Origin of the sequence: Arthrobacter sp. BPSS-3, assembly GCF_044628475.1 — a bacterium.
Classification (GTDB): Bacteria; Actinomycetota; Actinomycetes; order Actinomycetales; family Micrococcaceae; genus Arthrobacter.
The window spans coordinates 169,929-194,955 of record NZ_JBIMMV010000003.1 but is presented as its reverse complement, the minus strand read 5'-3'; the positions used below and the strand labels follow the sequence as shown (position 1 = coordinate 194,955).

Sequence of the window (25,027 nt, the reverse complement as noted above, 5' to 3'; positions counted from 1 at the left end):
GCACAGTGCCGCGGCGCGAAAGGGCGCCGCAGTAACAGCTGTACGTGCTTCTCTCATCCAGACTTTAACTGTCGGTACCGGAATTCCACCGGTTCAACCGTCCGCCGTTGCCCTCCTGTTGGAAGGCGCCGGCTCGCGGGTCGCGGACTATCACCGCCGGTTCGGACTTACACCGACCCCGGAGCACGTATGTGTGTAGCTATTCTGACACAACCGCGCCTGGCGGCCGGGTATTCCGGGCCCGCGGCCGTCACCGGACGAAACAGGCGCGGGGTCGTCCAGAAGCCGCAGCGTCGTCCAGACGCTCGGTCCGGTGTTAGCGCTTTCCGGCCTCGCGGAGCCGCTCGATCGCCTCAGCCGGATCGTCGGCCCCATAGACCGCGGAACCGGCGACGAAGACATCCGCCCCCGCCTCGGCAGCCCGCCAGATGGTGTCCTCGGTGATGCCGCCGTCGACCTGCAGCAGCACGTCCAGGCCGGACGCGTCGATGGCCGCGCGGGCCCGGCGGATCTTGGGGAGGGTCAGTTCCAGGAACTCCTGGCCGCCGAAGCCGGGCTCCACCGTCATGATCAGGATCATGTCCAGTTCGCCGAGCATGTCGAAGAACGGCTCGACGCCGCTGCCCGGGCGCAGCGCCAGCCCGGCCTTTGCTCCCCTGGCCCGCAATTCGCGCGCCAGCTTCACCGGAGCGATGGACGCCTCGGCGTGGAAGGTCACGGAGGCGACGCCGGCGTCGGCATAGGCCGGTGCCCAGCGGTCCGCATGCTCGATCATCAGGTGGGCGTCGAGCGGGATCGGGCTGATCTCCTGCAGCCGCTGCACCACCGGAAGGCCCAGGGAGAGATTGGGCACGAAGTGGTTGTCCATCACGTCCACATGCACCGCATCCGCGGTCCGGATCTTCGCCAGCTCGGTCTGCAGGTTCGCGAAGTCGGCCGAGAGGATGCTGGGGTTGATGCAGGTGTGCGACATGGAAGTCCTTTGCTGTGGTGCCGGTGTGGTGCCAGTATGACCGCTGGATCAGGCCTTTTTGTGGATGAGCGCCAGGAACATCGCATCCGTCCGGTGCAGGTGTGGCCAGAGCTGGGCGGTCGACTCGTGGCCGGCGTCCAGGTGACCGGTGAGGCTCACGGCGTCCAGGGCGGCGCCGGCGTCGAGCAGCTCCAGGTCCTCGCGCTTGCGCAGGGCGTCGCTGACGACGGCGGTGGTCTCGGCCGGGTGCGGCGAGCAGGTCACGTAGGCGACGACGCCGCCGGGCTTGACCGCATCGAGTGCGGATTTGAGCAGCTCCCGCTGCAGCGGACCGAGGTCCGCAAGGTCCTTGGGCGTGCGGCGCCAGCGTGATTCCGGGCGGCGGCGCAGGGCCCCGAGGCCGGTGCAGGGCACGTCGACGAGGACTCGGTCGAACTGGCCGGTCATCTCGGTTCCCACTTCGCGGCCGTCGCCGGTGCGGACCTGCCAGGTCTCACGGGGAACGGCGCTGAGGGCCTGGCTGACCAGCTTGGCGCGGTGCGGCGCGGGTTCGTTGGCCAGCAGGGTGGCGCCGTGCTGCCGGGCGAGGGCTCCGAGGAGGGCCGCCTTGCCGCCGGGGCCGGCGCAGAGGTCAAGCCAGCGTTCGCCGTCGTCGTTCTTGGCTTCTCCGTGGCCTTCGGCTGCGAGGTCCACCGCGGCGAGGGCGCGGGCCACGAGCTGGGAGCCGACGTCCTGAACGCGGGTGCTGCCGTCCCGGACGGAGGCGAGCCGGCCCAGGTCGCCGCCGCTGGAGAGCGCCGAGCCCTCCACCAGCTCGCCGGGGGTGGCGCCGTTTTCCAGCGCCTCGTCGAGGCTGCCGAGGCCGGGCAGGGCTACCAGGTTGACCACCGGGGCGGCGTTGTCCGCCTCCAACAGGCTGGTGATCTCGGAGACCGGCCGGCCGTGCGCCACCAGCGACTGGCGGAAGGCCCGGACGATCCATTCCGGGTGGGCGTAGCGGATGGCGGCGCCCTTGGTCTCGTCCGCTTCTCCGGTGAGCAGGAGCTCGAGCCATTCGTCGAGCGTGTGGGCGGAGACCTTGCGCAGCACGGCGTTGATCAGGCCGGAGGGGCCGGCGCCGATGACGGCGCGGGCCAGGCCGACAGTCTCGTCCAGGGCGGCGTGGGCGGGAACGCGCATGGCCAGCAGCTGGTGCGCGCCGATCCGCAGGGCATCGAGGATCGCCGGGTCCAGCTGGTCCAGCGGCCGGTCCACGCAGCGGGCCAGGATGGCGTCATAGGTGCCCTGGCCGCGGAGGGCGCCGTAGCTGAGTTCGGTGGCGAAGCCGGCGTCGCGCTTGTCCAGGCCGTGGTGGCGGATCCGCGCCGGGAGCACCAGGTTGGCGTAGGCGTCCTCGGCGGCGACGGCGCGGAGCACCTCGAAGGCCACCAGCCGGGCCGGGTCGGCGCGGCGGGTGCGCTGGGCCGGGGCACTTTCGGTGAAGTTGCGTTTGGGACCCCGGTTGCGTTCGCGGCCCTGGGCGTCGCGGCGCACGCCGGCGCGGGAGCTGTCGGCTCCGGCGCCGCCCTTACCGCGCTGGCTGCCGGAGTTTCCTTGGCCGCGCTGGTTACCGGAGTTTCCTTGGCCGCGCTGGTTGCCCGCGCCGCCTCCGCTGCGGCCGCGGCCGTTTCCGTTGGATCCGGACTCGCTCATTCGAAGACCACGCTTTCCAGTGTTGCCTGCCCGCGCGCCCAGTCGGCGGCGGCCATCATTTTCTTGCCTGCGGGCTGTACCCGGGTCAGTTCCACCGGGTGTGAGCCGGTTCCTACCAGGACGGCCTTCCCATCCAACGCCACGTGGCCAGCCTGCAGTGCCCCAGCCTGGGGTCGCAGCCGGACCGGCTCAAGTTTGATCCGCTGTCCGTCCAGCGTGGTCCAGGCACCCGGTTCGGGTGTGACGCCGCGCGAGCGTCGGCTGATTGCCAGCGCCGGGAGCTGCCAGTCGAGCCGGCCGTCTTCGAGGGTGAGCTTCGGGGCGAGGGTGACATCCCCCTGTTGCGGGACCGCGGCGGCCTTGCCTGCGTCGACCGCGGAGAGTGTCTGGGCCAGCAGCACGGCACCGCTGTGGGAGAGGCGTTCCAGGAGTTCCCCCGCGGTGTCCTCGGGTCCGACGGACTCGGTGAGGGTGCCGTAGACGGGGCCGGTGTCCAGGCCTTCCTCGAGCCGGAAGGTCACGGCGCCGGTCACGTCGTCGCCGGCGATCAGGGCGCGCTGGACCGGGGCGGCGCCCCGCCAGGCCGGCAGCAGCGAGAAGTGCAGGTTGATCCAGCCGTGAGCGGGGACGTCGAGCGCGGATCGCGGGATCAGCCCTCCGTAGGCAACAATGGCGGCGACGTCCGGGGCGGCGGCGGCAATCCGGGCCGTCACATCGGCGTCGACCTTGGCCGCGTGGATGACCTCAATGCCGAGCTCGGCCGCCCGCGCCGCCACCGGCGACGGGGTCATGACGCGCTTGCGCCCCAGCGGCGCGTCGGGGCGCGTCAGGACGGCGACGACGTCGAACCCTGCGCCGACCAGGGCGTCAAGTGAGGGGACGGCGACGGCGGGGGTCCCGGCGAAGAGAACCCTCACTGGGCGGAACCGAAGGAAGCGCCGGCGCCGAAGCTGGAGTCGACGGTCTTGGCGCGCTTCGACGTCGTCTGTTCGGTGATGGAGTCATAGTTGGCGTTGCGGATGGCGCGCAGGGCGGCCTTCCGGTCCTCACCCTCGAGACGGTCCGTGAAGAGGATGCCGTCCAGGTGGTCCGTCTCGTGCTGGAAGACGCGGGCCAGCATGCCCTCGCCCTCGAGCTCCACCGGGTTGCCGTGCACGTCGACGCCGGTCACCCGCGTGTGGCGGAAGCGGCGGACCGGGAAGCCCAGGCCGGGGATGGAGAGGCAGCCCTCCACCTCGTCGGGCTGGAAGTCCTCGCTGTTGTCCAGGACGGGGTTGATGATGTGGCCCTCGACGCCGCGGATCCGGTACGTGAAGACGCGCTGGCTGATGCCCACCTGCGGGGCGGCCAGGCCGGCGCCTTCGACGTCTTCCATGGTTTCGAGCATGTCCGTCACCAGCTTCTCCAGCTCGGGCCCGAACTCCGTCACGGGATCGGCAACTGTGCGCAGCACAGGGTCCCCGATGATGCGGATGTTCAAAATGGCCATGGGTGATCTGTCCTTCGAGCTGGGCGGTCAGGGATTCCATCCAGTTTAGTGCCAGATTCGGCGGCGGGGATTTTCCCTGCCTTGTGCACCCCCCGCTAAAAATGTCAGACCCCCGCAGGAGACTTGATCCATGGAAGCCATCGAGGGTTTCATCGCGGATCTCGATTCCGGACCGACGTCGGTCGCCGGTCTCTATGCGGCCCTGTCCCTGATCCGGGAGGCCGGTCCGGAGGCGGTGCGGGCCGCCTATCGATTCGACATCCAGGCCGCGGCCGACCTGGCAGATGCGGTCGAGCAGCTGTCCCGGCTCACCGAATATTGGCAACTCGTGGCCGCAGCGGCGGTGGACCGAAGCAGGAAGCTTGTCGCGCCGGACGCACACGCCGTTCCCGGGTGGACCACCGGCTGGCAGGCGTCTGCCAAGCCGACCCGGCCGGAAATCGCGGAGGCGGCAGCGACAGTGGCTCCCGCGCGGCGGGCGGCCCCCAAAGATCCCGCCATCACCCCTGCCGTTGCTTCGGACGACGGATGCCGGAATTCTGCGGAATTCCTCCGGGCCAGGCTGCACATCTCTCTCGCCGAGGCACGGAGCAGGCTGCGGCTGTCCGAGGCGGTACTGCCACGGCAGGACCTGACTGGAGAGCTCCTTCCGCCGGTCCGCGAGGAACTGGGAGCCGCGGTGGCAGCGGGCGACGTCTCTGCGCGGTCGGCCGGCGTCACCGTGGCGGCCCTGGCAAACGCAAAACCCGTCTGCGACACCGCTACGCTCCGGCGCATCGAACACGCCCTCACCCGCACGGCCGTCGAACAGGACCCCGATTTCCTGGTCCGGATCGCGCAGCGGTGGTTGAACGCTGTGGACCCGGACGGGAGCGAACCGTCGGAGGAGCTACTCCGGCAGCTGCAGGGCGCTTTCATCCGGAGGCGGCGGCACGGTCTGCAGCACCTCGAGATTTTCGCCACCGACGAGCAGTTCGAGCACCTCATCACCGTCATGAACACGGCAACGAACCCGCGGATCGGGAACGACGACGGTGGGTCCGTAACCCCTGCAGAGGGCCGCGATGGCGCCAGCTGCGGAAGGCCGGGCACCGAGGGCGGCGTCTCTGGTTCACCCCCGGATATGGACGGCGGGGTGGGACTCGACCTGCGCTCCCTTGCCCAGAAGCGCCTCGACGGACTGGTCGGTGGCTGCAAGGTTGCCTCCGGCTCAGATGGGCTACCGGCCGCCGGAGGGCTCAGGCCGCAGGTGATGGTGACTATCGACTACCGGGACCTGTTGGAACGGATCGAATCAAGCGAGGGCACGGGGACCATGCTCTTCTCGGGCCCGGTCACCGCCTCGACGGTGCGGAAGATTGCGTGCGACGCGGACATCATTCCCGTGGTGCTCGGCGGTGAGGGCCGCATTTTGGACATCGGCCGGGCGTCACGGGTGTTCCCGCCGCACATCCGGAAAGCACTGGTGGCTCGGGATCAAGGATGTGCCTTTCCAGGCTGCTCCATTCCGGCGCCATGGTGCGAGGCGCACCATATCGACTATTGGTCCAGGGGCGGCGCGACGAGCACTGACAACGGAGCGCTGCTGTGCTCGCACCACCACCACGTGGTCCACAAGGAGCAGTGGGAGATCCGAGTCCGCCTGGGGGTGCCCTGGTTCATCCCGCCACCGCACGTGGACCCCGGCCGAAGACCGCGCCGCAACGGGTTCTTCCGTCCCCTCGCTGCCTAGCCGGAATGTCCGTCCGTTTGCTGGCTGGCCGGCGCTTCCGTGCCATTGCCGCGCGGCCGGCTACTGTCTGCCGTCGTCATCTGGCCGGCGCCGCGGGACGGGATGCTACCTCCCGCCGGTCATTCGGCCAGCGCCGCGGGACCGGCTGCTACCTCCCGCCGTTTAGTGGCTGGCGGCGCCGTCGTGACTAGGCCTGCCCGGGGTTGCTGTCACGAACACATGTTCAGGAAACCGGTGGCTCCCGGCCGCGAATGGAAGGTCACTTCGTGTCCCGCGTCGTCTCGGAAGACCGCGGTGGAGCCACTGACCGTCATCGTGCCGGCCTGGTAGGGGTTGTCCCAGCCGGCGGGAGGGTTGCCATTGCCGTCGTCGAGGATCTCGTCGGCGAGGAAGTACGTCCCGTCGACCAGTGCCTCGCGGATACCGCAATGCGTGAAGAGGTTGAACGGCACGGCAACAGGAGTCTCCGACGCCGGCACGGCAGTAGTGGCTGGGGCGCCCGACCGGGATGCCGGCGTGGTCGCTGGTCCAGGAGCCTGAGCGGTCGGGGATCCCGATTCCACGGTGGGTGCTGCGGATGTCGTCCCCCGTCCCGGCCCTCCGGGAGCCGCGCAACCACTTAGCAGTGCCATGGTGAAGGCACCGACCATGCAGAGAAAAAGAGAGCTACGCCGAACTGCCATGCCCTAGCCTGCCCACCCGGCGCCGCTTCGCGGCAGGGCGTTTCGGCCCGAAAGAGGCGCTAAGGCGAAGGGTTAGCGTGCCATCGGCGGGGCGATCGGCAGCAGCGCAGGACCCGCCGCCACGGTGTCGGCCGACATCTCCCAGACCCGTCGCAGCGCGCAGAACTTCCACCAGTGGTGCTTCAGGACATTGGGGTTGGCGCGTTCCGGGCGGACCTCGGTCTCGCCGATGGCCACGGCCAGCAGGATGGGCGAATCACCGTGCTGCCATGGCTCCCACTCCCCCGCCACCGGGTCAACCAGGCTCTCCTCGGCCTTCATACCGGCCACCAGCTGCATCACCACCTTGGCGTCCAGCGGCTTCACCATACCGTCCCGCGTGGTGCCCTTGGTCTTGTAGTCGATCAGGCAGGTGCGGCCGTTGATCTTCGCCACCAGGTCGAGGGTTCCCGCGTAGCCCACGGTCTGGTTCCAGACGGTGATCTCCGGTGCGATCGGTTCGACCTGGAACAGCTCCCACCACTCGTCGAAGCGGGCCGCGAAGGCTTCCTCGCCGTTAGCCGCCAGTGCCTCGCGGGTTTCCTTCATCTGGTGCGGCCGGCCCAAGGCACGCAACGCAACCTGTTCGCAGTAGTTGTGTACCCGGTCGCCGCGCTTGGCCGCGTCGTCCCGATAGGTTTCCGCTGCCTTCGCCGCCCGGCTGACGGCCTGGCGGACCTTTGCCGGGCTGCCCAGGATCTCCGGCAGCGATGGATCTGCGGCCAGGCTGTTGGCGCCCATGTAGCCGAACCAGCCATCCAGTCCGTGCGGCTGCTGGCCGATCACTGTGGTGATCGAGGGAACCGTGAACTGGGCCGAGGTGGAACGGGCGTACATCCGTCCATACTCGGTGGCGTGGGCGAGGAGTGGGGCTGTCATGGCAAAAACTCTTTCACAGGGGTCTGACGCGATATGAAACTGTGGAGGCGATCAACGACGACGGCGGTTGCGGGCGCCGCGTGTGCGTAGCTGGTAGCCGGTGGCCAAATACATCGCCGGGAGGCGCTGCCCGCGGTCGGTGTCCGTCGAGTTGTCCGAGACCGTCCAGTCCTCGGCCCGACCGGCCCAGCCGATAACGACGCCTCACCGCAAAAAAACAATGGTCCGCCCCGCTCTAAGAGCGGAACGGACCATCTGTTGGTGGGCGATACTGGGTTCGAACCAGTGACCTCTTCGGTGTGAACGAAGCGCGCTACCACTGCGCCAATCGCCCCGGGTGCCCTTGAATGCTAGCCCACCCCGGCGGAAATCTAAAATCGGCCTTCAACTGGGGCGGGGCGGCCTGACGGGTCCCGGGCCGGGCCCATATCGGGGGTGTCCGCGAATCGTGATGACGACGTCGGATCCTCCGCAGAGCCTTCGGCCGTACAAAGCCAGGATTCGGATGGCCGGACCAGCGAGTCGTGACGCCGGAGCGGCGCCGGGCCGGTCGTGTCCCCAGCCGAGCTGTCGCCTCCGCCCCTCGCGACGATGCCGGAAACGGCCCCGAATTACAGCTCTGTAATTAGCAAAATCCGCGTGGTTACAGGGATCCGCGGGGGTTGCCGGCCGGCGGAGCGCCCTCGATTTGTAGATTGCCTGAACCTCCTATAGAGTTCTTACTCGTTGGAACGCGAGGAACTGCCGAGTGCGGCGGGAAATCAACAATCAACACTGCGGACGTAGCTCAGCTGGTAGAGCACCACCTTGCCAAGGTGGATGTCGCGAGTTCGAATCTCGTCGTCCGCTCGCAGGACACTGTCACGGATAAGGATCTTCACGGATTCTGTCTACACGGTGGGTTGGCCGAGAGGCGAGGCAGCGGCCTGCAAAGCCGTATACACGGGTTCGAATCCCGTACCCACCTCGGTGAAAACCCTGGTTTCCGGTCCCGGCCGGATGCATAGGGGCGATTGGCGCAGCGGTAGCGCGCTTCCCTGACACGGAAGAGGTCACTGGTTCGATCCCAGTATCGCCCACCAAAGCAAGGAAACTTGCTTGACCAGTACCGCCGGCATTGCCGGACGGACTAAATGCGGACGTAGCTCAGCTGGTAGAGCACCACCTTGCCAAGGTGGATGTCGCGAGTTCGAATCTCGTCGTCCGCTCTCTTTACCATCCACTCCGGATTCTTCCGGTTGCGGGCGATTGGCGCAGCGGTAGCGCGCTTCCCTGACACGGAAGAGGTCACTGGTTCGATCCCAGTATCGCCCACTCTCAGAGCAGCTCCCCCGGGAGCTGCTTTTTTCGTTTCCTCGCCTCCCGGCACCGCGACCGGCCGCCGTCGTGATGCCCCTTCCATCATGGCTTTCTCCTCTGGGCGTACAAACCGTCAGTTCCCTTGGCATGCCTCCGGGCCGGGGCTAGGATCGAAAGCGCTAGGAGCGATCTGGCTCCGCGACTGAAAGGAGGTGCCCGTGGGTTTACTTGACGATCTAAAGGGCAAGGCTCAGAAGCTGATTGATGGCAACGAAACGGCTATCAAGGACGGCATCGAGAAGGCCGGTGACTTCGTCGATTCCAAGACCGGCGGAAAGTACGCCGACCGCGTCGACACCGTTCAGCGGAGCGCCTCCGATTACGTGGACAACGCCAACGGACGGCCCGAAACGGGTCCCGCCAGCGAACCCCACGTCGCGGGGGTCCCGCCAGTAGCCGGGGAACCCCGGCAGCAGGGCCTTTAGCCCAGGTACGTCAGCGAGGTGCCGGTCCCGCCGTGAGGCGGCGCCGGCACCTTCGTCGTTTAATCAGTGACACCGAGACGCCGAGACGCCGACGCGGCGCGGCTGCCGCGGGCAGCCGGCGGCGCCGGGGCGGACGGCGGGACCACCGCCGCCGTGAGTCCTACGACGGTTCGTGGTTCTGGCCCTCGCGGGCCAGGGCGGTCAGGCGCGAGACCGCCCGGAAGTACTTCTTCATGTAGCCGCCGGTCATCATCTCTTCGGTGAAGAGCCGGTCGAAGGGCACACCGCTGGCCAGGATCGGGACGTCCTTGTCGTACAGCCGGTCGGCGAGCACCACGAAGCGCAGCGCCACGGCCTGCTCGGTGATGGTCTCCACGTTCCGCCACACCACGCCGTCGATCCCGTCGATCAGCTGCCGGTAGCGGCTGGGGTGCACGCCGGCCAGGTGGTTGATCAAGGTACTGAATTCGTCCTTGGCCACGGTCTTGCCGTCGAATTCCCGCTGCATGTGGTGGGTGAGTTCGTCGTTGCGCAGCGGCGACGGAGCCTTCGGCAGACCGCGGTGGCGGAAGTCCTCGCCGTCGATCCGGACGACGTCGAACTGGTCCGCCAGCACCTGGATCTCGCGCTGAAAGTCGACGGCGGCAAAGCGGCCGTCGCCCAGGGAACCGGGCAGTGTGTTGGAGGTCGCGGCGAGCTTGACGCCGGCGTCGGCGAGCTCGCGCATCAGCCGGGACATCAGCACGGTGTCCCCCGGATCGTCGAGCTCGAACTCGTCGATGCAGACCAGCTTGTAGCTGCTCAGTGCCTCCACGGTCTTCCGGAAGGACAGCGCGCCGACCAAGTTGGTGTACTCCACGAAGGTGCCGAACGCTTTGGGCCCGGGCGCCGCGTGCCAGAGAGAGGCCAGCAGGTGGGTCTTGCCGACGCCGAAACCGCCGTCGAGGTAGATGCCCGCGCGGGACGTTTCCTTCTTGCCGAAGAGCCGCTTGAACAGGCCATCGCCGCTTCCGGCGCCGACGCCGGCCGCGAAGGTTTCCAGCGCCCGGACGGCGTGAGCCTGGCTGGGCTGGGCCGGATCGGGGCGGTAGCTGGCGAAAGAGACCTCACCAAAGCGCGGCGACGGATAAAAACCCTTGAGGAGTTCATCCACGGAAACCGCCGGGGTTCTGGCGGCGAGCTGTTCGATCTGTACCAAGGTGGTCCGTTCTGCTGGTCTCGTGTCCCCAGAAAGACTACCGGCAAAGCCGCAGTGGCTACCGGCGGCGGCCGCGGCCGTGACGAAGACCATATTTCCCCCTGAGAACCCCGAAGGAACAATCCCGCGCGCCCGTGGTTAGTGTTGTCATAGGCCCGGGGCCGCGACACGCGTCCGCCGGGCACCCCCGACTTCCAGTGAAAGGCGCTCTTGATGCCCTACCCCGTTGAGCAGAACGAGAAATTTGCCGGCTACGCCCACCCCGAGCGGTTGGTCTCCACCGAGTGGCTCGCCGCCGCGCTGGAGGACGGGGCAGTCGGGAACGGCCAGCTGGTGGTGGTCGAATCCGACGAGGACGTGCTGCTCTACGAGACCGGCCACATCCCGGGCGCCGTGAAGATCGACTGGCACACGGACCTGAACGATGAGGTCACCCGCGACTACGTCGACGGGGAAGCCTTCGCCGCCCTGGCCTCCGCCAAGGGCATCTCCCGCGACAGCACCGTGGTCATCTACGGCGACAAGTCCAACTGGTGGGCCGCCTACGCGCTCTGGGTCTTCACCCTGTTCGGCCACGAGGACGTCCGGCTGCTCGACGGCGGCCGCGACAAGTGGATCGCCGAGGGCCGGCCGCTCACCACGGACAAGACCGCCGTCGCACCGGCCGAGTACCCCGTGGTCGAGCGCAACGACACCCCGATCCGCGCCTTCAAGGACGACGTGCTGGCCCACCTGGGCAAGCCGCTGATCGACGTCCGCTCCCCCGAGGAATACACCGGCCAGCGCACCCACATGCCGGCCTACCCCGAAGAGGGCGCCCTCCGCGGCGGCCACATCCCCACCGCCGCCTCCATCCCCTGGGCCCGCGCGGCCGCTGAGGACGGCACCTACCGCGACCGCTCCGAGCTTGAGGCGCTGTACCTGGGCGAGGCCGGGCTGACCCCTGGCGACGACGTCGTGGCCTACTGCCGGATCGGCGAGCGTTCCAGCCACACCTGGTTTGCCCTGAAGTACCTGCTGGGCTTCGAGAACGTCCGCAACTATGACGGCTCCTGGACCGAGTGGGGCAACGCCGTCCGCGTCCCGATCGCCAGGGGCGCCGAGCGCGGCACCGTCCCCGCGGGAAAGTAAGCTGGAATCGTGACTTCCACTGCCCTGCCCACCGCCCTGGCGGAGATCGTTGACGACTTCCAGGCACTCGAGGAATCCGAGCGCCTGCAGCTGCTGCTGGAGTTCTCCCGCGAACTGCCCGACCCGCCGGCCCGGCTCCTGGACCACCCGGAGCTGCTGGAGCAGGTGGTCGAGTGCCAGTCGCCGCTGTTCCTTACGATCGAAACCGAGCCCGCCGCGGATCAGTCGGGGGCCCAGAGCGTCCGGCTGTTCTTCAAGGCCCCGCCGGAGGCTCCGACCACCCGCGGGTTTGCCGGTGTCCTGCACGAGGGACTCGACGGGCTGAGCCCCGCGGAGATCCTGGCGGTGCCGGACGACATGCCCGAACTGCTGGGCCTGACCCGCGCCATCACCCCGCTGCGGATGCGCGGCATGACCGCGATGCTCGGGCGGATCAAGCGCAAGGTCGCCGAACTGCCGCAGCAGGGCTAAACGGCACCATGGCACGCAAGACTGCCTCCCAGGGAACCCCGGCCACCGCGGCACTCGCGGCGGCCGGGGTATCCTTCACCGCGCACCCCTACACCCACGATCCGGCGGCGGCCAGCTATGGCATGGAGGCCGCCGAGGTGCTGGGCATCGACCCGGCCCGGGTGTTCAAGACCCTGATGGTCGACGTCGACGGCCGGCTCGCCGTCGGCGTGGTGCCGGTGAGCGGCAACCTGGACCTCAAGGCCATCGCGGCGGCCCTCGGCGGGAAGAAGGCAGCCATGGCGGATCCGGCGACGGCGGAGCGCCGCACCGGGTACGTCCTCGGCGGGATCTCCCCGCTGGGCCAGCGGCAGTCCTCCCCCACCGTGCTGGACGAGAGCGCCCTGGCCCTCGAGACCATCCTGGTTTCCGGCGGACGGCGCGGCCTGGACCTGGAACTCAGCCCGCAGGACCTGGTTCGGCTCACCGGCGCCAGCACGGCCCGGATCGGCACCGGCCGCTGACGGCCGGGCGTTCCGCCTAGTCCACCGGGGTGGCCCGCGGGGCCAACCGCTGTCCCAGCCACGCCGTCACCAGGGCTTCCCAGCGCTCCGGGTCCACGTTCCACTCCTTCGTGTGCCGCGCGGTGGTGAACGATTCGAACGTGACCATCTCCGGGTTCTTCTCCGCCAGCACCGCGGACGGGCCGTAGGGAACGTACTCGTCGTCCACCGAGTGGATGATGAGCGTGGGCGTCCGCAACTCCACGGCGCGGGACACCCAGTCCATCGCCTTGAGGTCCACCGGCGCCGCCAGACCGGTGAGGCGCCGGCCCAGCGGGTGGCTCATCATCAGCTGCCCGTAGCGTCCGATACCCGAGGGAATCCGGTTCAGCTGGGCGTGGTGGGCCAGCACGTCCACCCAGTTGATCACCGGAGCGTCCAGCACCATGGCCCGGATCAGGTGGTGGTATCGGGAGAGGTCGGCGGTCTGCAGGCTGATGGCGCCGCCCATGGACCAGCCAAAGAGCACCACCTCGCGGGCGCCGTGCTCCAGGGCGTAGCCGATGGCCGCCTCGACGTCGCGCCACTCGGTCCAGCCCAGACCGTAGCGGCCGTCCGGGGCGGAGGGCGCCTGGCCGTCGTTGCGGTAGGTGATCAGCAGGCTGGTCAGGCCCAGGTCGCGGGCCACGCGGACGGCCCGCAGGCCCTCCTGCCGTGAGGCGCCGCGTCCGTGGACCATGATCGCCCACACATCCGACGGCGGCGCCGATTCCCTCGACGGCGCCTCGGCACCGGGAGTGGCGGGGGCTTCGCCTGCGGCGGGTGCGAAGGATGCGTCGGGAGCGTCTCCGGCAGCAGAGGATGCGACGGGAGCGCCGGACGGGGCGTCGACGGCCGGGGCGGGGCGGACCAGCCATGCCGGCGCCGTGCCGCCGTCGACCTCGATCTCGACGTCTTCCGCCGGCAGGCCCAGCGCCGCGGGATCCGGATGCACGGCGCCGCTCCAGTAGGCCCGCCGGACCTGGCTGAGGTCGCCGCCGTAGACGGCCTCCACCTCGCGCAGCACGGTCTGTTCCGCCGGCGAGTAGGAGACGATCCGGCCGATCCGGGCGTGCCCGCGGCCGCCGTCGAAGAACAGCCCATAGACGCCGTCCACCACGGCGTCCGGGGTGGCCTTGAGGATCACCTGCGGCTTCCCGCCGGCGTCGCGGATCACGGCCAGGACCTCCTGGTCCTCCTCCCGGACCCGGACGGGGGTGACCACGCGGCGGGCGAAATACAGCGCCAGCGCCGACGAGCCGGCGGCCAGCAGTCCGGCAGCGGCTCCGCCGCCGGCAATCCCGGCCGCCGCCCACTTCGCGTTGCGGGTCAGGGACGCGGCCGGCGCGGGGGCAGCCGCCACCGGGATGGGCAGGACGCGGCGGCTGGTGCCGCGGCGGAATGCTCCGCCGGAGAAACGCTGCATGGCGCGCGACGCCGGAGGCGGACTCTGCCAGGCGAGGGCGGCTGACATCGGTACCGGCACCGGACGCCGGGAGGGACGCGGAAGGGAGACCATGCCATCATTCTCACCCACCCGGCACGCCAGTCCGGCATCGGGCGCGGGACCCGCCCGGATGCTTTCCGCGGGGACTAGGCTGGGGGCATGAGCGACCCGATTGTCATCCTGACAGAAGAGCCCCTGAACGCGGACGACCGCGTCAACATCGAGACCCTGGTCGCCGACGGCGACATGCCGCTGGTGGTCCTGGTCCCGGCCAACACCGAACGGCACCTGCTGGTGGACTTCCTGGAGAACCTCTCCATGCTGGAGTTCGCGAAGGCATTCCGCGAACTCTCCGGCAAGCAGCCGGATCCGGAGCACGAGCGCACGGCCGCCGCGGAGACCCTCGCGGCCTCGCTGACCGCCCTGGGCGGCATCGGCGGCGGCGTGACCGGAGAGGTAGTCGAAGGCAAGCCGGTGGACGCTCTGGTTGCCAAGGCACGGGAGCTCAACGCCGGCCAGGCCGTGGTCATCACCCGCCCGCACGCGGTGGCGGACACCTTCCACACCGATTGGGCCAACGAGGCGCAGGACAAGCTGGGCCTGCCGGTGTTGCACCTGTACGCCGGCTCGGGATTTATCGGGGACTCCTAAGCGTTATGGATGCCATGAGTATCTTTGGCAACAAACCCAAGAATTCACCCGTCCCCTCCCCCGTCACCGACGCCGAACCCGACACGGAGCAGACTGCCGGCACCGGCGTGCGGCCGGTGGTCAAGTCCGAGGATGAGTGGCGCCAGGAACTGAGCCCGGCCGAATACCAGGTGCTCCGTCAGGCCGGCACCGAACGGCCCTACACCGGCGAGTACTGGGACACCCACACCCAGGGCGTCTACAAGTGCCGCGCCTGCGGCACCGAGCTCTTCACCAGCGCCGAGAAGTTCGACTCGCACTGCGGCTGGCCCTCCTTCTGGGCACCGCTCGCGGAGGGCAACGTCCGCTACATCCGTGACCGTACCCTGGGCATGGAGCGCATCGAGGTCCGGTGCGCCGCCTGCGATTCGCACCTCGGCCACGTCTTTGAGGGCGAGGGCTACGGCACCCCCACGGACCAGCGGTACTGCATCAACTCCGTGTCGCTGACCCTGGTTCCGGCAGAGGACTAGCCAAGGGCGCGGACAGCTTGAGCTGGAAGACTGGGGCGGCCACGGTTGCCCCAGTCTTTCTTATGCTCGCGCTAATTTTGCGTTAGGGATGCTGCTTGCTTGCTACGCTCGCCGTAGATTCCCGAGCAACCAGAAAGGCCGCCGACGTGACCGCTACCGCCCTCACCGTTTCCGCCCCGATCACCGCCGAGTCCCCGGACTGGCAGCGCCTGAAGTCCGCCGCCACCGCCCTCCAGGCCCTGCAGATCAAGGACGGTTCGGTCCCCGAGGCCGCGGACCACGCCGCCGCCGCGGACCACGTCGCCACCATCACCGCGGCCATCGCCGCCATGGCCCCGGCCTTCCCGCACGACGCCGCTTACCTGGACCTGCTCGTCACGGACTTCCGCCGCTGGGCCGACGGCGGGTTCGGCGTCCCGGACTTCCTGGACTCCCTGCAGGCCTTCCAGCCGCAGCAGCACCGGGTCAACGGACTCCAGCACCTGGTGGTCTTCCCGATGTACACCCAGAACGGCAGCACCAACCGGCTGGTCGAAGCCGTCCTGATCGAGGTCATCTGGCCGGAATTCATCGACGGCCTCGAAGCGGGCGAGTACTCCAACAAGCTCTTCGTGCCGATCCGCTTCCTCGACTTCACCCCCGGCTACGACACCAACTCCGCGGTGCTCTTCCCGGAGACCGTCGCCGTCCGCGAGACCCCCACCTTCACCTGGGGCGCCATCTTCGCCGACCGTGAGGCCGCCCGCTTCCGCCGGGTGCTGCGCGCCGCCGCGGACATCACCTCTTTGGAGCTGCCGGCCGACGCCGCGGCCCTGCTCGAGGACCAGGAGCTGACCCAGGAAACCTTCGTGATGTGGGACCTGATCCACGACCGCACCCACATGCGCGGCGACCTGCCCTTCGACCCGTTCATGATCAAGCAGCGCATGCCCTTCTTCCTGTACTCCCTCGAGGAACTCCGCTGCGACCTGACCGCCTTCCGCGAATCCGTGAAGATCGAAAAGGACGAGGACGCCGATCCGGAAGCCCGCCGGCACGCCAAGCTGGTGCAGTACGCCGTGATCTTCGACCGCATCTTCCGCTTCGCCATCACCGGCAGCCGGGTCCGCAACTACGACGGCCTGGGCGGCCAACTGCTCTTCGCCTGGATGCACCAGCACCACGTCCTGCACTGGACCGACAGCCGCCTGAGCATCGACTGGGACGAGGCCGCCGACGTCGTCGTCGAACTCGGCGCCCGGATCGAGGAACTCTACTGGCGCTCGATCGACCGGCCCAAGACCGCCCACTGGCTGGCCGCGTATGAGCTCATCTCCTCGACCGTCACGCCCAACCCGGCCTCGGTCTGGGCCAAGGGCCCGGAGGCGCTCCCCCTCGACGGCCCGCCGCGCGGCCTGACCGACCAGGTCCTCGACGACGAGTTCCCGCTCTCGATGTTCTACGAGGCGCTGGAGAAGAAGATGCGCACCGTCATCGAGTCCACCGCGGGCATCACCGGCAGCTCCGCCACCGCCACCGTCGCATGAGCGCTGACGTGCTGAACGTCCTGGTCGCGGGCGGCAGCGGCGCCTCCGGCATCGCCGTCGCCCGCGCCCTCCGCGGCGCCGGGCACGCGGTCTTCACCGTCGGCTCGGACGCCGCCCGGATCACGGCCGCCGCGGCCGCCGCCGGGGAGGGCGTGGTCCCGCTGACCTGCGACCTGGCCGACCCGGCCGCCGTCGCTGCCCTGCGCGCAGACCTCACCGGGCGGGGCGTCCGGCTCGACGGCGTCATCCACCTGGTGGGCGGCTGGCGCGGCGCCAAGGGCATCGCGGACCAGCCCAATGAGGACTGGGACTTCCTGGAACGGAACGCCGTGACCACGCTCCGCAACGTCAGTCGCGCCTTCTACGACGACCTCGCCGCCTCCGGCACCGGGCGGTTCGCCATGGTCTCCTCCACCACCGCGGCCGCCCCGACCGCCGGCGCGGCCAGCTACGCCGCGGCTAAGGCCGCCGCCGAAGCCTGGACCCTGGCCGTGGCCGACGGCTTCCGCCGCGAGCAGTCCGGCCACAAGGAACACCCGGTGGAACAGCACAGCGCCGCGGCGGTCTTCGTGGTCAAGGCGCTGGTCGACGACGCCATGCGCGCCGCGGCGCCGGAGCGGAAATTCCCGGGCTACACGGACGTCGCCGACCTGGCCGCCGCCGTCGTCCGGCTCTTCGACACCCCCGCCGGGGAACTCAACGGCCAGCGCCTGCCGCTTAGCCGCTGAACCGGCACCTGCCTACACTGAAAGCGTGAACGAAACGATGACCAGCGCGGTCCACACCCCCGAACAAGCACCCACGATCGCCCGGCTGCACAACCCCGCGGTCCGCGGCTTCGCCTCCGACAACTACTCCGGCGTGCACCCCGAGGTGCTGGCCGCCCTGACCGCCGCCAACGAGGGCCACCAGGTCTCCTACGGCGAGGACGACTACACCGCCCGCCTCCAGCAGCTGATGGAGGAACACTTCGGCACCGGCATCGAGTGCTTCCCGGTCTTCAACGGCACCGGCGCGAACGTGCTCTCCCTGCAGTCGCTGCTGCCCCGGTGGGGTGCGGTCATCTGCGCCTCCACCGCCCACATCAACATGGACGAGAACGGCGCCCCGGAGCGGATCGGCGGCATCAAGCTGCTGCAGGTCCCGACGCCGGACGGCAAGCTGACCCCCGCGTTGATCGACCAGGAGGCCTGGGGCTGGGGCGATGAGCACCGCGCCCAGCCGCTGGCCGTCTCCATCACCCAGACCACCGAACTGGGCACCTGCTACACCCCGGAGGAAGTCCGGGCCATCGCCGAGCACGTGCACGCCAAGGGCATGAAGCTGCACATGGACGGCGCCCGGCTGGCCAACGCCGCCGCCCACCTGGGCGTGCCGCTGCGCGCCTTCACCCGCGACGCCGGCGTCGACATCCTCTCCTTCGGCGGCACCAAGAACGGCCTGCTGTTCGGCGAAGTGGTGGTGGCCCTCAACCCCGAGGCCGCCCACGGCCTGATCTACCTGCGCAAGATGAACATGCAGCTGGCCTCCAAGATGCGGTTCATGTCCGCGCAGTTCATCGCCCTGCTGGAGGGCGACCTGTGGCTGCGCTCGGCCTCGCACGCCAACGCCATGGCGGCCCGGCTGCGCGCCGGCGTCGAGTCCGTCCCCGGCGTCGAGCTGAGTCAGAAGACCGAGTCCAACGGCGTCTTCGCCATCCTTCCTCCCGGCGTGGCGGACCGGCTCCGCACCTCGTTCCGGTTCTACGACTGGGACGAAGCGCGGCGCGAGGTGCGCTGGATGTGCTCCTTCGACACCACCGAGGACGACGTCGATGCCTTTGTCGCCGCCATCCGGCACGAACTCGCGGACCACTAGGCGTCCCTCCGCTCCGGCCCGGCGGCGAGCCTGCCCGGCCGGGGCGGACCCCGTGCTTACCCTGTCCCTGTGACTGCACTCGACCAGGCGCCGGCGGATTTCCTCTTCGCCCTGGGCACCCTCCGCGAAGCCCGCTGCCGCAGCGAATTGCGTCTCGACGAGATCCCCGCCCCCGCCCGGCTGGCCCCCTTCGCCGTCGCCCTCGGCGCCGAGGTAGTGGGACCCGGCGACGGGGCACCGGTCCACGGCCCCGCGGCTGCGGCGCTGGCACCGGCCGCCGGGAGCGACGACGTCGAACTCGCCACCGGGCGCTTCATCCTCCTGCACGACCCGGACGGTTCCGAGGTCTGGGACGGCGAATTCCGGATCGTCACCTACATCCGCGCCCAGCTCGAACCCGACATGGGCAACGACGAAATGCTCGGCTCCGTGGCCTGGACGTGGTTGGTCGAGGCGCTGGAAAACCACCGGGCCCCGTACCGCTCCGCCGGCGGGACCGCCACCCGCGTTCTCTCGGAAAGCTTCGGCACGCTGGCGGACCGTCCCGGCACCATCGACATCGAGCTGCGGGCCTCCTGGACCCCGGAGGGACGGGACATCGGCGCCCACCTGGAGGCCTGGGCCGACATGGTCTGCACCTTCGCCGGACTGCCGCCGCTTCCCGAGGGCGTGGCCGTGCTCCCGCGCCGGCGCCCCCGGCTCGCCTGAGCACCCCTCCGGCGCCCCTGGGAGCACCGTTTACGCCCCTTGCCGGACCCTGCCGCGGTGTCCCGTCAAGCGGCTTTCGGCCTGCTCAGCGGGGTTATCGGTAAACTGGAGTTACCATGACCGCTCAGATACCGGACTCCAGCCCCGCAGACACGGCTGACGCACCAGCCGCCGCCCCCACCGCCGCCGCCACAGCGGGCGGCACGCCGGAGCCCGGAGGAGCCGAGCACATCACCGTCGAGGGCTTCGACAGCCTGGTTCCCGCGGTCATCGACCTGGACGCCCCGCGCGACGGCGTCCCCCTCGTGATCGAAACGCAGGCCGGCCTGGAACGGTGCGCAGCGGCCCTCGCCGCCGGCCACGGCCCCGCCGGCGTCGACGCCGAACGGGCCTCCGGCTTCCGCTACGGCCAGCGGGCCTTCCTGGTCCAGATCCGCCGCGAGGGGGCCGGAACCTGGCTGATCGACCCGGAACCCTTCCGCGACCTGACCATCATCAACGACGCGCTCCGCGGCGTGGAATGGATCCTGCACGCGGCAAGCCAGGACCTCCCCTGCCTCTCCGAGCTGGGCATGTGGCCGGACAAACTCTTCGACACCGAACTCGCCGCCCGGCTGGCCGGACTTCCCCGGGTGGGCCTGGCCGCCGTGATCGAACAGCTCCTGGGCTTCGGCCTGGCGAAGGAACACTCCGCCGCAGACTGGTCCACCCGGCCGCTGCCCGAGCCCTGGCTGCGCTACGCCGCCCTCGACGTCGAGGTCCTCACCGAGCTCCGTGAGGAACTGATCGAACTGCTGACCGCGGACGGCAAGCTGGAGTACGCCGAGCAGGAGTTCGCCGCGATCCTTGAGGCCGGACAGGCGCCGCCGCGGGTGGACCCGTGGCGCAAGACCTCCGGCCTGCACCAAATCCGCGACCGCCGGCAACTCGCAGCGGTCCGCGAACTCTGGCTAGAGCGTGACTCGCTGGCCCAGAAGCGCGACGTCGCCCCCGGCCGGCTGATCCCCGATTCCTCCCTGGTGGCCGCGGCGAAGGCGATGCCCACCACGGTCCCGCAGCTGCTGGGCACCAAGGGCTTCCACGGCCGGGCCGCCCAGCGCGAGGCCCCGCGCTGGCTCCGCTGCATCAGCACCGCCCGCAACCTTGAGGATCTGCCTCCGCTACACCTGCCCACCAACGCTCCCCCGCCGCCGCGCGTCTGGGCCGATCGTGACCCCGAGGCCGCGGCACGCCTGGCCACCGCACGTCCCCGGCTCCAGGCCCTGGCCGAGGAACTGAACCTGCCGGTGGAGAACCTGCTCACCCCCGACTTCCTGCGCCGCGTGGCCTGGCGCCCGCCGGCCGAGGTCAGCGAGGAGGGCATCGCCGAGGAGCTGCAGAACCTCGGCGCCCGCCAGTGGCAGATCGAGCTCACCGCCGGGCTGATCGCGGACTCGTTCCTCAACCCGCAGCCGCTGCCGCCCAAGGAACCCAAGCCGATCACGCCGCCCGCTGTCTGACTGCCTAAGTTCCGGGGCAGGCTCCTTGCTTGTGATGTTACTCACGAGTAACATTGCTAGCGATGCCGCCAGGGCCATCCCGCGCACCAGCCGTCACCGGCCGCGGGGACGGGCCCGGCACCCCTGTCTCAATGAGGAGTTACACGTGAGCCAAGACAGCCCCAGCGGAGCCCGCAGCAGCGGCACCCCCCGCTCCGCCCACCGCGCCGTGCGCGACGTCGTCTTCGTCGACGGCGTGCGCACCCCATTCGGCCGCGCCGGCGAGAAAGGCATCTACGCCGGGACCCGCGCCGATGACCTGGTGGTCAAGTGCATCCGCGAGCTGATGCGCCGCAACCCCTCCCTCCCGGCCGGGCGGATCGACGAGGTCGCCATCGCCGCCACCACGCAGACCGGTGACCAGGGCCTGACCATCGGCCGCACCGCGGCCCTGCTCGCCGGCCTGCCCCGCACCGTTCCCGGCTTCGCCATCGACCGCATGTGCGCGGGCGCCATGACCGCCGTCACCACCACCGCCAGCGGCATCGGCTTCGGCGCCTACGACGTCGTCATCGCCGGCGGCGTCGAACACATGGGCAACCACCCGATGGGCGCCGGCGCGGACCCGAACCCGCGGTTCATGTCCGAGCGGATCGTGGACCCCGCCGCCCTGAACATGGGCAACACGGCCGAGAACCTGCACGACCGGTTCCCCGCCATCACCAAGGAGCGCACCGACGCCTACGCCGTCGCCTCCCAGGACAAGCTCGCCGCGGCCTACGCCAAGGAGCAGATCCAGCCGGACCTGGTCCCCGTGGCCACCATGAAGCCGGGCCAGGGCTGGACCGTGAACTCCGTGGACGAGCCTCCCCGCCCCGGCACCACGGTGGAGGACCTCGCCGGGCTGCGCACGCCGTTCCGCGCGCACGGCCGTGTCACCGCCGGCAATGCCGCCGGACTCAACGACGGCGCCACCGCCGCACTGCTGGCCTCCGCCGACGCCGCCGAGGAACTGGGCCTGCCGGTCAAGATGCGCCTGGTCAGCTACGCCTTTGCCGGCGTCGAACCCGAGGTCATGGGCATCGGCCCGGTCCCGGCCACCGAAAAGGCGCTGAAGAACGCCGGCCTCGGCATCGAGGACATCGGCCTGTTCGAGATCAACGAGGCCTTCGCCGTGCAGGTGCTCAGCTTCCTGGACCACTTCGGGATCGCCGACGACGACCCCCGGGTCAACCGCTACGGCGGCGCGATCGCCGTCGGCCACCCGCTGGCCTCCTCGGGCGTGCGCCTGATGAACCAGCTGGCCCGCCAGTTCGAAGAGGACCCGTCAGTCCGCTACGGCATGACCACCATGTGCATTGGCCTGGGCATGGGCGCCACCGTCATCTGGGAGAACCCGCACCACGCCGACTACGGCACCGAGACCACCACCACGGGCGACACCGCCACCGAGACGGGAGCAGCAGCATGAGCGCCGCCGATTTCCAGAAACTTGCCACCCTGTTTCCGAACGAGACGGTGACCCACTCCTACGTCCAGGACATCGAGCTTCCAGCCGTGAACGGCACCAGCCCGGGCACATTCGCGCTGGTCACCCTCGACAATGGCCTGGACCACTCCAAGCCCACCACCCTGGGCCCGAACACCCTGGTGGAGCTGGGCACCGTCCTCGAGGGCCTGCGCGAGCGGGCCGCCCGCGGCGAGATCGTCGGCGTCGGCGTCACCGGCAAGCCGTACTTCCTGGTCGCCGGCGCGGACCTGTCCACGGTCAAGTCGGTCAGCGGCCGCGAGCAGGGCCTCTGGATGGCCCAACTGGGCCACGAGGTCTACTCCACCCTGGCGAATCTGGGCGTGCCGAGCTTCGCGTTCATCAACGGCCTGGCCCTGGGCGGCGGGCTGGAGATCGCGCTGCAGTCGACCTACCGCACGGTCTCCACCGGTGCGGGTGCCCTGGCGCTGCCGGAGGCATTCATCGGCCTGGTTCCGGGCTGGGGCGGCGTGTACATCCTGCCGCGGCTGATCGGGCCGGAGAACGCCGTCAAGGTGATGATCGAGAACCCGCTGAGCAACAACCGCACCCTGACCGGACCGCAGGCCTTCGACCTCGGCGTCGCGGACGCGATCTTCGAGCCGGCCGACTTCGTGGAGCAGTCCGTGGCCTGGGCCGCGAAGGTGATCGCCGGCGTCGAAACCCCGGCACGCGCCGCCGCCGTCGACCCCGCCGATCCCGCGGTCGCCGAGCGCTGGGCCGGCGCGGTCGCCGCGGGACGGGCGTTCGTGGAGGCCAAGACCTCCAACGCTTCCCCCGCCCCGGCCAAGGTCCTGGACGTCCTCGAGGCCAACCGCACCATGACCCAGGCCGAGTCGGCCGAGCTGGAGTGCCAGACCCTCGCCGACCTGATGCAGACCGACGAGTTCCGCTCCACCGTGTACGCCTTCCTGGACCTGGTGCAGCGCCGGGCCAAGCGGCCCGCAGGGGCCCCGGACCGCAAGCTCGCCCGGCCGGTGACCAAGGTCGGCGTCGTCGGCGCGGGCCTGATGGCCGGCCAGCTGGCGCTGCTGTTCGCCCGCCAGCTCAAGGTCCCCGTGGTGATGACGGACATCGACCAGGCCCGCGTGGACAAGGGCGTCACCTACGTCCACGGCGAGGTGGACAAGCTGCTGGCGAAGAAGCGGATCAGCCCTGACGCCGCGAACCGCACCAAGGCACTGGTCAGCGGTTCGGTGTCCAAGGAAGCCTTCGCCGACGCCGACTTCGTGATCGAGGCTGTCTTCGAGGAACTCAACGTCAAGAAGCAGGTGTTCAAGGAGGTCGAGGCGATCGTCTCGCCCGAGTGCATCCTGGCCACCAACACCTCCTCGCTCTCGGTCACCGCCATGGCGGAGGACCTGGAGCACCCGGAACGCCTGGTGGGCTTCCACTTCTTCAACCCGGTGGCCGTGATGCCGCTGCTGGAGATCGTCCGGGCGCCGAAGACTGACGACGCCGTGCTGGCCACCGCGTTCGTCCTCGCCAAGGGACTCAAGAAGTCCGCCGTCCTCGTCAAGGACGCCGCGGCGTTCGTGGTCAACCGGATCCTGCTGCGGCTCATGGGCGAGGTCACGGCCGCGTTCGACGAGGGCACCCCGGCCGACGTCGCGGACAATGCCCTGCGCCCGATGGGCCTGCCCATGACGCCGTTCGTGCTCGGCGCCATGGTGGGACTGCCGGTCGCGCAGCACGTCCAGGAATCCCTGCACGAGGCCTTCGGCGATCGGTTCCCGGTCTCGAAGAACCTGCAGGCCCTGATCGACAACGGCGTGACCTCCGTCTGGGACCCCGCCGCCGTGAAGGCCGGCTCCCCCCGGATCCCCGAGGAAACGCTGGCGCTGATGAGCTTCGGCGACTCGGCCTCGACCGCCGAGGACGTGCTGCGCCGGGTGCAGGACGCCTTGGCCGAGGAGATCGGGCTGATGCTCTCCGAGGGCGTCGTGGCCGGGCCGGAGGACATTGACCTCTGCATGATCCTGGGTGCCGGCTGGCCGATGTTCCTGGGCGGCATCACCCCCTACCTGGACCGGGTGGGCGCCTCGGAGCGGGTCAACGGGAAGAAGTTCCTGCCCGCGGGCGTGGCCTCGGAGCCGGCCGCGTAGGCTGCCGGCCTGGTCAAAGCGCCGCCGTTTTCTGCCCCCGGGCGGTAAACGGCGGCGTTTTGCTGTGTCTGCTCACTTTGCTGTGTCTGCCGCTACCGCTGCCACCTTGGGCGGCTAACACTCGCAGATCATCAGGAGGTTGCCGTCCGGGTCGCGGAAGGTGAACCACCGGCCGTCCGTGATGTCCATGACTTCCCCGCCGAGGCCGGTCAGGTGGCGGTGGGCGGCGTCGATATCGCCGGTGTTCAGGTGGAAGGCCGGCGCCCGGAACACGGCGTCCGGGGAGAAGATTTTGCTGTCCAGGACCAGCCCGGCGCCGGTCATCGGCAGGAGGTAGAGGTGGTCGAAGAGGATCTCACCGTCCGCCGGTACGCCCATGAGGCCGCAGTACCAGTCCCTCGCGGCCGCGATGTCGCTGACGGGGACGAAGACGGTGCCGATCTCGGCGCGGACGGGATTCATGGGCGGCGGACCTCCGGTTGGTTGATGCGCCTCTCCTCGGGACGGGAGAGGGATAGGAAACTGCCCCGCACTCTACCGGGAGGGGCGGACCGCACCGCGGAAGCCCGTACGGTGCGCCGGCACGTTCTGCACGTTCTGCACGTTCGGCACCACCGGGACCG

Annotated in this window: 23 protein-coding genes, 6 tRNA genes and 1 riboswitch; of the genes, 19 read left to right on the top strand and 10 right to left on the bottom strand. The window is 69.7% G+C overall.

Annotation, left to right across the window (positions count from 1 at the left end; genetic code table 11):
* Positions 1-40: 40 nt before the first annotated feature.
* A riboswitch (FMN riboswitch) is annotated at positions 41-191 on the bottom strand.
* A gap of 125 nt (positions 192-316) precedes the next feature.
* Genes rpe through def form a run of 4 tightly spaced genes read right to left on the bottom strand, consistent with a single transcriptional unit; the run spans position 317 to position 4,154 of the window.
* Positions 317-973, bottom strand: a complete 657-nt coding sequence (gene rpe / locus ACFVY3_RS06680) for a ribulose-phosphate 3-epimerase (RefSeq protein WP_364137674.1) — start codon at positions 971-973, stop codon at positions 317-319.
* A gap of 48 nt (positions 974-1,021) precedes the next feature.
* Complete coding sequence (locus ACFVY3_RS06675) at positions 1,022-2,665, bottom strand: RsmB/NOP family class I SAM-dependent RNA methyltransferase (RefSeq protein ID WP_400159177.1); 1,644 nt, start codon at positions 2,663-2,665, stop codon at positions 1,022-1,024.
* The gene (fmt, locus tag ACFVY3_RS06670; protein ID WP_400159176.1) at positions 2,662-3,582 is read right to left on the bottom strand and encodes a methionyl-tRNA formyltransferase; all 921 of its coding nucleotides are present in this window, start codon (positions 3,580-3,582) and stop codon (positions 2,662-2,664) included. The genes ACFVY3_RS06675 and fmt overlap by 4 nt, the downstream gene beginning before the upstream one ends.
* Positions 3,579-4,154, bottom strand: a complete 576-nt coding sequence (gene def, locus ACFVY3_RS06665) for a peptide deformylase (RefSeq protein ID WP_400159175.1) — start codon at positions 4,152-4,154, stop codon at positions 3,579-3,581. The genes fmt and def overlap by 4 nt, the downstream gene beginning before the upstream one ends.
* A 130-nt stretch (positions 4,155-4,284) precedes the next feature.
* Here def and ACFVY3_RS06660 point away from each other — a divergent pair, with 130 nt between their 5' ends.
* Positions 4,285-5,886, top strand: coding sequence for a DUF222 domain-containing protein (locus tag ACFVY3_RS06660; RefSeq protein WP_400159174.1), 1,602 nt, complete (start codon positions 4,285-4,287; stop codon positions 5,884-5,886).
* 209 nt (positions 5,887-6,095) lie between these two features.
* Here ACFVY3_RS06660 and ACFVY3_RS06655 read toward each other — a convergent pair whose 3' ends face one another.
* The 3 genes from ACFVY3_RS06655 to ACFVY3_RS06645 all read right to left on the bottom strand — a co-directional run bounded on the left by ACFVY3_RS06655 (position 6,096) and on the right by ACFVY3_RS06645 (position 7,821).
* Positions 6,096-6,338, bottom strand: coding sequence for a hypothetical protein (locus ACFVY3_RS06655; RefSeq protein WP_400159173.1), 243 nt, complete (start codon positions 6,336-6,338; stop codon positions 6,096-6,098).
* 303 nt (positions 6,339-6,641) lie between these two features.
* The gene (locus tag ACFVY3_RS06650; protein ID WP_377972928.1) at positions 6,642-7,487 is read right to left on the bottom strand and encodes a cytochrome; all 846 of its coding nucleotides are present in this window, start codon (positions 7,485-7,487) and stop codon (positions 6,642-6,644) included.
* A gap of 259 nt (positions 7,488-7,746) precedes the next feature.
* A tRNA-Val gene (locus ACFVY3_RS06645) sits at positions 7,747-7,821 on the bottom strand.
* 442 nt (positions 7,822-8,263) lie between these two features.
* Between ACFVY3_RS06645 and ACFVY3_RS06640 the strand changes: the two genes are divergently transcribed.
* The 6 genes from ACFVY3_RS06640 (at position 8,264) to ACFVY3_RS06615 (ending at position 9,271) form a co-directional block, all read left to right on the top strand.
* Positions 8,264-8,336: transfer RNA gene (locus tag ACFVY3_RS06640), tRNA-Gly, on the top strand.
* A 47-nt stretch (positions 8,337-8,383) separates the two neighbouring features.
* A tRNA-Cys gene (locus tag ACFVY3_RS06635) sits at positions 8,384-8,454 on the top strand.
* A gap of 40 nt (positions 8,455-8,494) precedes the next feature.
* A tRNA-Val gene (locus tag ACFVY3_RS06630) sits at positions 8,495-8,569 on the top strand.
* Between the two features lie 53 nt (positions 8,570-8,622).
* Positions 8,623-8,695, top strand: a tRNA-Gly gene (locus ACFVY3_RS06625).
* A 34-nt stretch (positions 8,696-8,729) separates the two neighbouring features.
* A tRNA-Val gene (locus ACFVY3_RS06620) sits at positions 8,730-8,801 on the top strand.
* Between the two features lie 203 nt (positions 8,802-9,004).
* A complete protein-coding gene (locus tag ACFVY3_RS06615; RefSeq protein WP_377972929.1) occupies positions 9,005-9,271 on the top strand; it encodes an antitoxin in 267 nt (88 codons plus the stop codon).
* Positions 9,272-9,431: 160 nt separating this feature from the next.
* Here the strand turns inward: ACFVY3_RS06615 and zapE are convergent, their stop codons facing one another.
* On the bottom strand, positions 9,432-10,469 hold the full coding sequence (zapE, locus tag ACFVY3_RS06610; RefSeq protein ID WP_400159172.1) for a cell division protein ZapE: 1,038 nt from the start codon (positions 10,467-10,469) through the stop codon (positions 9,432-9,434).
* Positions 10,470-10,682: 213 nt separating this feature from the next.
* On the opposite strand from zapE, the gene ACFVY3_RS06605 reads away from it, so the two are divergent.
* From ACFVY3_RS06605 to ybaK, 3 genes are read left to right on the top strand one after another with little or no spacing between them, the layout of a single operon-like run.
* Positions 10,683-11,600, top strand: coding sequence for a sulfurtransferase (locus tag ACFVY3_RS06605; RefSeq protein WP_400159171.1), 918 nt, complete (start codon positions 10,683-10,685; stop codon positions 11,598-11,600).
* Between the two features lie 9 nt (positions 11,601-11,609).
* A complete protein-coding gene (locus ACFVY3_RS06600; RefSeq protein ID WP_290258081.1) occupies positions 11,610-12,071 on the top strand; it encodes a SufE family protein in 462 nt (153 codons plus the stop codon).
* A gap of 8 nt (positions 12,072-12,079) precedes the next feature.
* The gene (gene ybaK, locus ACFVY3_RS06595) at positions 12,080-12,574 is read left to right on the top strand and encodes a Cys-tRNA(Pro) deacylase (RefSeq protein WP_400159170.1); all 495 of its coding nucleotides are present in this window, start codon (positions 12,080-12,082) and stop codon (positions 12,572-12,574) included.
* Positions 12,575-12,590: 16 nt separating this feature from the next.
* Here ybaK and ACFVY3_RS06590 read toward each other — a convergent pair whose 3' ends face one another.
* Positions 12,591-14,018, bottom strand: a complete 1,428-nt coding sequence (locus tag ACFVY3_RS06590; RefSeq protein WP_400159285.1) for an alpha/beta fold hydrolase — start codon at positions 14,016-14,018, stop codon at positions 12,591-12,593.
* 180 nt (positions 14,019-14,198) lie between these two features.
* Between ACFVY3_RS06590 and ACFVY3_RS06585 the strand changes: the two genes are divergently transcribed.
* The 9 genes from ACFVY3_RS06585 to ACFVY3_RS06545 all read left to right on the top strand — a co-directional run bounded on the left by ACFVY3_RS06585 (position 14,199) and on the right by ACFVY3_RS06545 (position 24,404).
* Positions 14,199-14,690, top strand: a complete 492-nt coding sequence (locus tag ACFVY3_RS06585) for a hypothetical protein (RefSeq protein ID WP_290258084.1) — start codon at positions 14,199-14,201, stop codon at positions 14,688-14,690.
* 14 nt (positions 14,691-14,704) lie between these two features.
* Positions 14,705-15,202: a peptide-methionine (R)-S-oxide reductase MsrB gene (msrB, locus tag ACFVY3_RS06580; protein ID WP_400159169.1), complete on the top strand. Its 498-nt coding sequence runs from the start codon at positions 14,705-14,707 to the stop codon at positions 15,200-15,202.
* A 146-nt stretch (positions 15,203-15,348) separates the two neighbouring features.
* Positions 15,349-16,728 (top strand): DUF6421 family protein, encoded by a 1,380-nt coding sequence (locus ACFVY3_RS06575; RefSeq protein WP_400159168.1) that lies wholly within the window; start codon positions 15,349-15,351, stop codon positions 16,726-16,728.
* On the top strand, positions 16,725-17,456 hold the full coding sequence (locus tag ACFVY3_RS06570) for an SDR family NAD(P)-dependent oxidoreductase (protein ID WP_400159167.1): 732 nt from the start codon (positions 16,725-16,727) through the stop codon (positions 17,454-17,456). Before ACFVY3_RS06575 ends, ACFVY3_RS06570 begins: the two co-directional genes overlap by 4 nt.
* Positions 17,457-17,493: 37 nt before the next feature.
* A complete protein-coding gene (locus ACFVY3_RS06565) occupies positions 17,494-18,585 on the top strand; it encodes a threonine aldolase family protein (RefSeq protein WP_400159284.1) in 1,092 nt (363 codons plus the stop codon).
* A 69-nt stretch (positions 18,586-18,654) separates the two neighbouring features.
* Positions 18,655-19,293, top strand: coding sequence for a DUF3000 domain-containing protein (locus ACFVY3_RS06560; protein WP_400159166.1), 639 nt, complete (start codon positions 18,655-18,657; stop codon positions 19,291-19,293).
* Between the two features lie 116 nt (positions 19,294-19,409).
* Positions 19,410-20,792 carry an HRDC domain-containing protein gene (locus ACFVY3_RS06555; protein ID WP_400159165.1) on the top strand — a complete coding sequence of 461 codons (1,383 nt, stop codon included), beginning with the start codon at positions 19,410-19,412 and terminating at the stop codon, positions 20,790-20,792.
* Positions 20,793-20,937: 145 nt separating this feature from the next.
* The gene (locus tag ACFVY3_RS06550; protein ID WP_400159164.1) at positions 20,938-22,242 is read left to right on the top strand and encodes a thiolase family protein; all 1,305 of its coding nucleotides are present in this window, start codon (positions 20,938-20,940) and stop codon (positions 22,240-22,242) included.
* Positions 22,239-24,404: a 3-hydroxyacyl-CoA dehydrogenase NAD-binding domain-containing protein gene (locus ACFVY3_RS06545; protein ID WP_400159163.1), complete on the top strand. Its 2,166-nt coding sequence runs from the start codon at positions 22,239-22,241 to the stop codon at positions 24,402-24,404. Before ACFVY3_RS06550 ends, ACFVY3_RS06545 begins: the two co-directional genes overlap by 4 nt.
* A 114-nt stretch (positions 24,405-24,518) precedes the next feature.
* Here ACFVY3_RS06545 and ACFVY3_RS06540 read toward each other — a convergent pair whose 3' ends face one another.
* The gene (locus ACFVY3_RS06540; protein WP_400159162.1) at positions 24,519-24,866 is read right to left on the bottom strand and encodes a VOC family protein; all 348 of its coding nucleotides are present in this window, start codon (positions 24,864-24,866) and stop codon (positions 24,519-24,521) included.
* Between the last annotated feature and the right edge of the window lie 161 nt (positions 24,867-25,027).

Bases quoted from the DNA above. Each gene is read 5' to 3' on its own strand.
- ACFVY3_RS06540 (WP_400159162.1), bottom strand. From the start codon at position 24,866: ATGAATCCCGTCCGCGCCGAGATCGGCACCGTCTTCGTCCCCGTCAGC.
- ACFVY3_RS06570 (WP_400159167.1), top strand. From the start codon at position 16,725: ATGAGCGCTGACGTGCTGAACGTCCTGGTCGCGGGCGGCAGCGGCGCC.
- ybaK (WP_400159170.1), top strand. From the start codon at position 12,080: ATGGCACGCAAGACTGCCTCCCAGGGAACCCCGGCCACCGCGGCACTC.
- ACFVY3_RS06605 (WP_400159171.1), top strand. From the start codon at position 10,683: ATGCCCTACCCCGTTGAGCAGAACGAGAAATTTGCCGGCTACGCCCAC.
- ACFVY3_RS06565 (WP_400159284.1), top strand. From the start codon at position 17,494: ATGACCAGCGCGGTCCACACCCCCGAACAAGCACCCACGATCGCCCGG.
- ACFVY3_RS06660 (WP_400159174.1), top strand. From the start codon at position 4,285: ATGGAAGCCATCGAGGGTTTCATCGCGGATCTCGATTCCGGACCGACG.
- rpe (WP_364137674.1), bottom strand. From the start codon at position 973: ATGTCGCACACCTGCATCAACCCCAGCATCCTCTCGGCCGACTTCGCG.
- ACFVY3_RS06545 (WP_400159163.1), top strand. From the start codon at position 22,239: ATGAGCGCCGCCGATTTCCAGAAACTTGCCACCCTGTTTCCGAACGAG.
- ACFVY3_RS06590 (WP_400159285.1), bottom strand. From the start codon at position 14,018: ATGCAGCGTTTCTCCGGCGGAGCATTCCGCCGCGGCACCAGCCGCCGC.
- ACFVY3_RS06650 (WP_377972928.1), bottom strand. From the start codon at position 7,487: ATGACAGCCCCACTCCTCGCCCACGCCACCGAGTATGGACGGATGTAC.
- ACFVY3_RS06585 (WP_290258084.1), top strand. From the start codon at position 14,199: ATGAGCGACCCGATTGTCATCCTGACAGAAGAGCCCCTGAACGCGGAC.
- msrB (WP_400159169.1), top strand. From the start codon at position 14,705: ATGAGTATCTTTGGCAACAAACCCAAGAATTCACCCGTCCCCTCCCCC.
- ACFVY3_RS06675 (WP_400159177.1), bottom strand. From the start codon at position 2,665: ATGAGCGAGTCCGGATCCAACGGAAACGGCCGCGGCCGCAGCGGAGGC.
- ACFVY3_RS06555 (WP_400159165.1), top strand. From the start codon at position 19,410: ATGACCGCTCAGATACCGGACTCCAGCCCCGCAGACACGGCTGACGCA.
- def (WP_400159175.1), bottom strand. From the start codon at position 4,154: ATGGCCATTTTGAACATCCGCATCATCGGGGACCCTGTGCTGCGCACA.